6 protein-coding genes and 1 other RNA gene are annotated in these 7,588 nt (G+C 69.3%); 2 read left to right on the top strand and 5 right to left on the bottom strand.

Features of this window, described 5'->3' with window-relative positions; translation table 11 throughout:
• Positions 1-1,314 (top strand): endopeptidase La (lon, locus tag ACJ73U_RS00170; protein ID WP_407775404.1); only part of this gene is annotated, 1,314 nt, incomplete at its 5' end.
• Between the two features lie 44 nt (positions 1,315-1,358).
• On the opposite strand, the gene ACJ73U_RS00175 is transcribed toward lon, so the two are convergent.
• The 5 genes from ACJ73U_RS00175 to ACJ73U_RS00195 form a co-directional block, all read right to left on the bottom strand.
• Positions 1,359-2,864, bottom strand: a complete 1,506-nt coding sequence (locus tag ACJ73U_RS00175) for an FAD-dependent monooxygenase (RefSeq protein ID WP_407775405.1) — start codon at positions 2,862-2,864, stop codon at positions 1,359-1,361.
• 61 nt (positions 2,865-2,925) lie between these two features.
• Positions 2,926-3,525: a TetR/AcrR family transcriptional regulator gene (locus ACJ73U_RS00180; RefSeq protein ID WP_407775406.1), complete on the bottom strand. Its 600-nt coding sequence runs from the start codon at positions 3,523-3,525 to the stop codon at positions 2,926-2,928.
• Positions 3,526-3,608: 83 nt separating this feature from the next.
• A complete protein-coding gene (locus ACJ73U_RS00185) occupies positions 3,609-4,253 on the bottom strand; it encodes a response regulator (RefSeq protein ID WP_407775407.1) in 645 nt (214 codons plus the stop codon).
• A complete protein-coding gene (locus ACJ73U_RS00190; protein ID WP_407775409.1) occupies positions 4,241-5,323 on the bottom strand; it encodes a sensor histidine kinase in 1,083 nt (360 codons plus the stop codon). Before ACJ73U_RS00190 ends, ACJ73U_RS00185 begins: the two co-directional genes overlap by 13 nt.
• 365 nt (positions 5,324-5,688) lie before the next feature.
• Positions 5,689-6,411 carry a sensor domain-containing protein gene (locus tag ACJ73U_RS00195; protein WP_407775408.1) on the bottom strand — a complete coding sequence of 241 codons (723 nt, stop codon included), beginning with the start codon at positions 6,409-6,411 and terminating at the stop codon, positions 5,689-5,691.
• Between the two features lie 164 nt (positions 6,412-6,575).
• Between ACJ73U_RS00195 and ssrA the strand changes: the two genes are divergently transcribed.
• Positions 6,576-6,950: a transfer-messenger RNA gene (gene ssrA, locus ACJ73U_RS00200) on the top strand.
• Positions 6,951-7,588 lie beyond the last annotated feature (638 nt).

Genomic DNA, 7,588 nt, shown 5'->3' on the forward strand with positions numbered 1-7,588 from the left:
GCGATCCTCGCCCTGGTGGGTCCGCCCGGCGTGGGCAAGACATCGCTCGGTGAATCCGTGGCGCGCGCCCTCGGCCGGCCCTTCGCACGCGTCGCCCTGGGCGGCGTGCGCGACGAGGCCGAGATCCGGGGCCACCGGCGTACCTACGTCGGCGCGCTGCCCGGTCGCATCGTCCGCGCCATCTCCGAGGCCGGCTCGATGAACCCGGTCGTGCTGCTCGACGAGATCGACAAGGTCGGCTCCGACTACCGCGGCGACCCGACCGCGGCGCTGCTCGAGGTGCTGGACCCGGCGCAGAACCACACGTTCCGCGACCACTACCTCGAGGTCGAGCTGGACCTGTCCGACGTGGTGTTCCTGGCGACCGCCAACGTCATCGAGTCCATCCCGGCGCCGCTGCTGGACCGCATGGAGCTGGTCACGCTCGACGGCTACACCGAGGACGAGAAGGTCGTCATCGCCCGCGACCACCTGCTGCCGCGGCAGCTCGAGCGGGCGGGTCTCGGTGCCGACGAGGTCAGGCTGACCGACGACGCGCTGCGACTGATGGCCGGCGAGTACACGCGGGAGGCCGGCGTCCGGCAGCTGGAACGGTCGATCGCGCGGGTGCTCCGCAAGATCACCGCGTCGCTGGCGCTGGGCTCGGCGTCGCTGCCGCTGACCGTGGACATCGGTTCGTTGCGGACCTACCTCGGCCAGCCGAAGTTCACGCCGGAGTCCGCGGAGCGCACCGCGGTGCCGGGTGTGGCGACGGGCCTGGCCGTGACCGGCGCGGGCGGCGACGTGCTGTTCGTCGAGGCGTCGGTCGCGTCCAAGGACTCCGGCGCCACCGGGGTCACGCTGACCGGTCAGCTGGGCGACGTCATGAAGGAGTCGGCGCAGATCGCGCTGTCGTACCTGCGGTCGCACGGTTCCTCGCTGGACGTGCCGGTTTCGTCGCTGGCGGAGCAGGGCGTGCACATCCACGTGCCGGCGGGCGCGGTGCCGAAGGACGGCCCGTCGGCCGGCGTGACGATGACGACCGCGCTGGCGTCGCTGCTGTCGGGCCGCCCGGTCCGCTCGGACGTGGCGATGACCGGTGAGGTGTCGCTGACCGGCCGCGTACTCCCGATCGGTGGCGTGAAGCAGAAGCTGCTCGCCGCGCACCGAGCCGGGATCACGGAGGTCGTGCTGCCCAAGCGGAACGAGCCGGACCTGGAGGACGTGCCGGCCTCGGTGCTCGAGGAGCTGACCGTCCACCTGGCGACGGACGTGCGTGAGGTGCTGGACGTGGCACTCGCGCCGGTGTCGACCGCCGCGACCGTGGCCGCGTAGTTCGTGAGAACGGGCCCTCGCCGACTTCCGGCGAGGGCCCGTTCCTATGCGCTGACCGCGATCCCGAACCACTCGTTGACCGCCTGGCGCAGCCCTTCGGGGTCGGGCCGGGGATCGGTCGAGGCCCACGCGACGTAGGAGTCGGGCCGGAGCAGGAGCGCGGTGAGCTCGGTGTCGGCGGTGGCGCGCACCGTGTCGATCCCTTCTGCGGTCAGGTCACCGCCCTCGGTGAGGTCGATCAGCAGCGGCTTCGCGTCCCGAACCAACTCGGCGAGGCGCACTGTGCCGTCGGGAGTCCTCAGGTCCAGATCGGGCGCGGGCCACCCGGCGCGCGGATGCGCACCATCGCCGACCGGGTACCGAACGTCCGCCCCGGCAACGAGATCGGCGATCGTCCGCACGGTGTCCCGGTGCGTGAGCAGCTCGCCGAACAGTTGGCGCAGCCCGGTCACCTCGGTGCCCGGGGCGAGCAACGCGGACTGGGCCTGGGCGAACATCACGGTCCGGTGGGCAAGGGGTTGCCGCTCGGCCTCGTAGGTGTCGAGAACGTCCTTACCGCCGTTGATGGCGGCGGCGAGCTTCCAACCGAGGTTGATCGCGTCCTGCATGCCGAGGTTCAACCCGGTGCCCCCCGCGACGAAGACGTGCGCGGCATCGCCGACGAGGAACACCCGGCCGTCCCGGTACCGTTCGGCCACGCGGGTGTTGCCGCCCTGGAGCCTGCGCAACACGTGCGGCCCCGCACCGGGCGGTGGCCCGATCGGCACGTCGGCGCCGAGCACGCGGTTGATGCTCGCCCGCATCTCGTCGAGCGTCATGGGTTCGGAGTTCTCCGGCTCGTCCCACTCGGTGGTGGCGATCAGCGGCGGCCGCCCGGGCAGCGTCGCGTAGGTGAACCCGCCGTGATCCGTCCGCACGGGCAGGAACGGCCGAACCGCGCCGAAACCGGGCACCTTCAACGCGCCGCTCGCCGGATCGAGCCACTCCTCCGGCACGGCCGCGTGCGCGTGACGACTGGTCATCCGGTTGTGCGTGATGCCGGGGAACGCGATCCCGGCGGCCTTGCGAACCGGACTGTGCCCCCCGTCCGCGCCGACGAGGTACCGCGCACGTAACTCGTAGGTCTTGTCACCTCTGACGGTCACGGTGACCCCGCCGTCGTCCTGCGCGAAACCGACGAACTCGTGCCCCCGCCGGAGGTCGACGCCGAGTTCCCGCGCGCGGTCCTCCAGCACCTGAACCGTTTTCACCTCCGGCACGGCGAGGTTGTAGACCGGGCTGTCGTCCAGGAGCCCGAGATCGAGCGGAAACGCGGCGAACATGAAGTAGGCGCGGTTGGGCACCGGCGGCACCGGACGACCACCGAGCCGCTCGAACAGCCCCCGCCGGTCGACCATGCGAACGACCTGACCGACGAGCCCGTTCGACTTGGGATCCTTGCTGGGCCCGGTCAACCGCTCGAGCACCACGGCCCGCACCCCACCGAGCGCGAGTTCGCAGGCGAGCATGAGCCCGTTGGGCCCACCGCCGACAATGACGACGTCGTCCATGGTTCTTCTCCTTGAGGGCATGGCAAAACAGCCCGTGCGCAACGGGCGTTTCGACGGTGTGTTAGCGCGGGTCAGGCAACCCGGCGCGAATCTGGTCGAAGACCTCACGAAGCAACGGCGTGATGGTGCCGACGGGCCTACGGGTCCACCGGGTCAACGCCGTCCCCAGCCCGGCACTGACCACCGAGGCAACGACCTGCGGATAAAGATCGTCAACCGATTTCCCGGTGCGATCGGCGATGGCGGCGGCCAGTTCGTCCTGCGCCATGGCATGCGCCCGAAAGATCTCCTGCTGAACAGCCGGCTCAGCAAGCAACTTCCCCAACCCGGCGGAGTAACGGTCATCCGCTGCCCGAGTGGCGAACTCGAACTGCGAGAGAACGGCTCCGATGAGCGCGTCCCACAGGGACTCCTCCCGAGGCCGCGCCCGAAGCGTCTCCGCAATGCGCCGCCCCCGCTCCACATGCGTGGCGACGACCGCCTCGGCCTTGCTGCCGAAGTAGTTACGAAACGTACGCTCGGAAACATTGGCCGCGGCAGCGATCTCCTCGACGGAGACGTTGTCCCAGCCACGTTCGATAACCAGCCGAATGGTGGCGTGGCTCAGCGCAAGACGCGTCTCCCGCTTCTTGCGCTCCCGAAGCCCGCCACCCGCAGCCATGCCACCACACTACCCAAGCTTGCCAAATTTGCAAACTTTCCGTCTTGGAAAGTTTTGGGTGGGTGAAGGGCGGAGGATTGCCCCTACCCACGCTTCAAGAACGTCAACACAGCCCGAACCCGCCGATGCTCCTCAGCACTGGGCTCGAGCCCCAACTTGGAGAAAATGTTCCCGACGTGCTTCTCAACAGCCCCGTCCGACACCGTGAGCGTCTTGGCGATGGCGACGTTGGTCAGCCCCTGGGCCATCAACCCGAGCACCTCCCGCTCCCGGGGGGTGAGCACGTCGATCGGATTTCGTCTGCCGCGTGCCATGAGCTGTGCGATCACCTCCTGGTCGATGCACGTGCCGCCGCCGGCGACCCGGTGCACCGCGTCCACGAACTCGGCGACGTCGGCCACCCGCTCCTTCAGCAGGTAGCCGACCCCACCGGCGCCGCCGGACAGGAGCTCCACCGCGTAGCGCTCCTCCACGTACTGCGACAGCACCAGCACCGGCAGGCCGGGTTGCTGCTCCCGCGCTCGCAACGCCGCCCGCAGACCCTCGTCGGTGAACGACGGGGGCATGCGTACATCCACGATCGCGAGGTCAGGCCGGTGCTCGCTGACGGCGATGAGCAAGCCGTCGCCGTCCTCGGTGGCCGCCACCGTCTCGATGTCCTCGTCGGCGAGCAGGCGCTGGAGCCCCGCACGCAGCAGCACGGAGTCCTCCGCGATCACCACACGCACGGCAGGTCCGCCCTGATTACTGTCGGCCCGCCTATGGGGCTTACCACGGTCATCACGCCGTCAATCGTGGCAGCCCGGTCCGCGAGGCCCGACAGCCCACCTCCGGCCCGCATGGTGGCGCCGCCGTGGCCGTCGTCGGTGATCTCCACCACCACCAGGTCACCGGTCGGTCGGTCCTCCCGCCACGCGTTGATCCGGACCTCCGCCGCCCCGGAGTGCTTCGCGATGTTGGTGAGGCACTCGCCGACGATGAAGTACGCGGTCGACTCCACCGCGGCGGGCGGCCGCGGGTCGATCCGGACGTTCACCTCGACCGGGATCGGGCACTTCGCGGCCAGCGACGACAGCGCCGCGTCCAGCCCGCGGTCGCCGAGGACCGCCGGGTAGATGCCGCGGGCCAGGTCACGCAGCTCCGAGACGGCGAGCTTCGCGTCCACCAGCGCCTCGTCCACCAGCGCCTTCGCGCCGTCCGGGTCGGCGTCCATCTTCGACTTCGCGCGGCCGAGACCCATCGCCACCGCGACCAGACGCTGCTGCGCACCGTCGTGCAGGTCCCGCTCGATGCGCCGCCGCTCGGCCTCCGCCGCGTCGACCCCGCGAGCGCGGGAGGCCTGCAGGTGCTCGGCCTTCTGCTCCAGTTCCTCGTTCGTGTTCGGGCCGAGCAGCGCCCGCGCCAGCAGAATGTGCACCGCGGCGACCACGGGCAGCACGAACAGCCCGACCGGCAGGATGATCACGCCGACCAGCGCCAGCGGGAACTCGAAGCAGGCCAGCGGGAACGCGAGCAGCAGGTAGGCGAGGTTGCGCCACATCTGCGGGTGCGTCAGGCGTCGCAAGTAGCGCTGCCAGAACGAGCCGGAGTCGCCGTAGGCGATCTTCGGCGCGGGGATGTCCACGCCGAGCGCCCCCCGGATCAGGGCGCGGTTGGCCGCGGCGAACCCGAAGACCGTCTTCGTCGCGATCAGCAGCACCACCAGGCCCAGCCAGATCACCAGTGTGCTGACCCCGAGGGAGAAGAACGTCACGATGAAGATGAACGAGGCCAGGTTCAGGGGAAACCCGGCGATCATGAACACCGCGGCCCGGAACCCGCGACTGACCAGCGAGGGACGGACGGCCTGCCGCGTGACCGGCGGCTGGACCGGGGCCACCGCGACCGGCTGGGTCAGCGGGGCGAGTGGCTGGGTCAGCGGGGTGGCGAAGGCGGCCGGCATGTCCAGCGTCGGCTGCGCCGGTACCGGGCTGTATGTCGGAGCGGCCTGGGTGATCGCGGCCGGAACGTACGAGGGTTGGGCCTGGCCGTGGTGGCTCGGCGGCTGGTGCTCGGCCGCGGCACCCGACTCAGGCCGTGGTTGGTTCTCCGGGGACACCTCGTCAGCATTCACCGGAACGTGTGGTTGCACCAGGTAGATCGGTTGCTTGGGGGCCGGGCTCGTCATCGGGACACCGATCCGTAGGTCACCGAGGCCGTGTTCGGCGGCCACGCGTCGCTCCAGTCGATCGCACCGGCCGTCGACAGACCCTCCAGCTTCGCGATGCGACGCGGGCTCGGACCCAGCATGGCGCGGGCGTACATCGCGTGCGCCATGCCGAGGCCGTTGGTGACGAGGATCGCCAGCACCAGCAGCAGGACGCCGAGGCCGGCGAACGGCAGCGTGCTCCACCACGAGTCGAGCGACGCGAACGAGTAGTTCCACACCTCGGCGTACCAGTCGCCCGGGAGCCAGTGCCAGTACAGGGGCAGGAAGGTGAGGTACAGGCTCGTCGCCCACAGGACGGTGACGATCGTGAACTCCGCGATGCCGATCGGCAGCATCAGCACCAGGTAGGCCATGTCCTTCCAGGTGGCCGGGTCCTTCACGCGGCTCGTCCACCGGCCCTTCTCGGGCGCCGGCCGGTACGGGGAGGCGATGTACGTGCCGAGCAGAGCGTGCACCCGCATCCGCTCCAGGCCGGCCAGCCCGCGCATCACCAGCATCGCGAACGCCAGGACCGCCAGGCCGACCCAGATGATCAGCGTGCTGACGCCGAGCGACATGGTCGTCACCACGAACACGAACGACCCGATCCCGATCGGCAGGTTCATCGCCAGGTACGCGAGCGACCCCAGCAGCGGCGGGTTCGGCCGGGTGCCGTCGCGATGGGTGGTGGTGGTCATGGCTGGTCTCCTTCTGGGGTGATGAGACCAGGATGGCGGGCGGGGAGGCGGGGGACCATGCGGTGTACCGCAGAGTTCGGGGTGGGGTTTTCCCTACCCCCGGGGTAACCGGGATGATCCGGTGGGCTCCACGCGTTAGACTGGGTGGGACATAGTCACCACGAGGGGGTGAACGGTTTCGACTCTGGACGTTGATTCAAGGGAAGCGTGCAGGTGCAGGCAGATGACCACCTCAAGCGTCGCTGCAAACCAATAAGCGCCAAGGTTAATTCCCAGCGCGACGTCGCTCTCGCCGCCTGAGCGAGTAGCGATGTCTGTCGGCCCGGGGTCGCCTCCGACCCGGTCTGCCGGCATCAGCTAGGAGGCTTACCGTCACGGGCCGGCCGCGGACCCGAGACGGGACACTCACAGCGGCTGGGCCCGTCACACCGGCTTGTTCACGTGACCGGTGGGGCCGAGTAGAGGCACAGTGAACTGCGCACGGAGAAGCCTTGTTGAGGCGACAGAGGACCCGGGTTCGATTCCCGGCACCTCCACGGACCGATGGGCCGACACGGACCGACGGACCGACCCTGCTCGGTGTTCCACCTTCGCCGGGTCGGTCCGTCATTTTTTTGCGGGGGCGACCCCCGCAGGCCCCACGGTGCGGGGTCGTTCCGACCCGGCGTGGTCGAGCTTGGGTGGTTCCGGTCCGGCATGGTCGAGCGTGGGTCGATTCGTTTCCATCTGGCACGGTGTGGTCGAGTGTGGTCGTTCCGACCTGGCGTGGTCGGGTGTAGGTCGGTTCGTTTCTGTCTGGCACGGTGTTGGTCGAGCGTGGGTCGGTCCGACCTGGCGTGGCGGAGTGTGCGTCGTTCTGATCTGGCGTGGCCCAGTGTGGGTCCGTTCGTTTCCGTCTGGCGCGGTTGGTTCTTGTCGGGTCAGCCTGGTGTGGTTCGTTCCGGTCCACCCGCGTTCCGCAGATGATGGCTTGATGTGAGCCGGCGTGGCGGAATATGCGCAGGTCTCAGGGTTGGCGCATAGCGGGAGATCCAGAATCGCCTAGTGGCACGCTTGTCTCTGGTTTTTGGTGTATAGCTGGTAAGTCCTGTGGTCAGCTAGTCGATCCCGTTGGTAGGCTGCCCGGCCGTGTACGTGAAGGTGTCCTCCCGCAAGACCAGCGACGGAGGCCAGGTCC

The organism is Actinophytocola sp. (assembly GCF_045807065.1).
Classification (GTDB): Bacteria; Actinomycetota; Actinomycetes; order Mycobacteriales; family Pseudonocardiaceae; genus Actinophytocola.

What these genes read in the sequence shown, in the direction of transcription:
- ACJ73U_RS00175 (WP_407775405.1), bottom strand. Translation starts at nt 2,864, where the DNA reads ATGGACGACGTCGTCATTGTCGGCGGTGGGCCCAACGGGCTCATGCTC.
- ACJ73U_RS00180 (WP_407775406.1), bottom strand. Translation starts at nt 3,525, where the DNA reads ATGGCTGCGGGTGGCGGGCTTCGGGAGCGCAAGAAGCGGGAGACGCGT.
- ACJ73U_RS00190 (WP_407775409.1), bottom strand. Translation starts at nt 5,323, where the DNA reads ATGATCGCCGGGTTTCCCCTGAACCTGGCCTCGTTCATCTTCATCGTG.
- ACJ73U_RS00195 (WP_407775408.1), bottom strand. Translation starts at nt 6,411, where the DNA reads ATGACCACCACCACCCATCGCGACGGCACCCGGCCGAACCCGCCGCTG.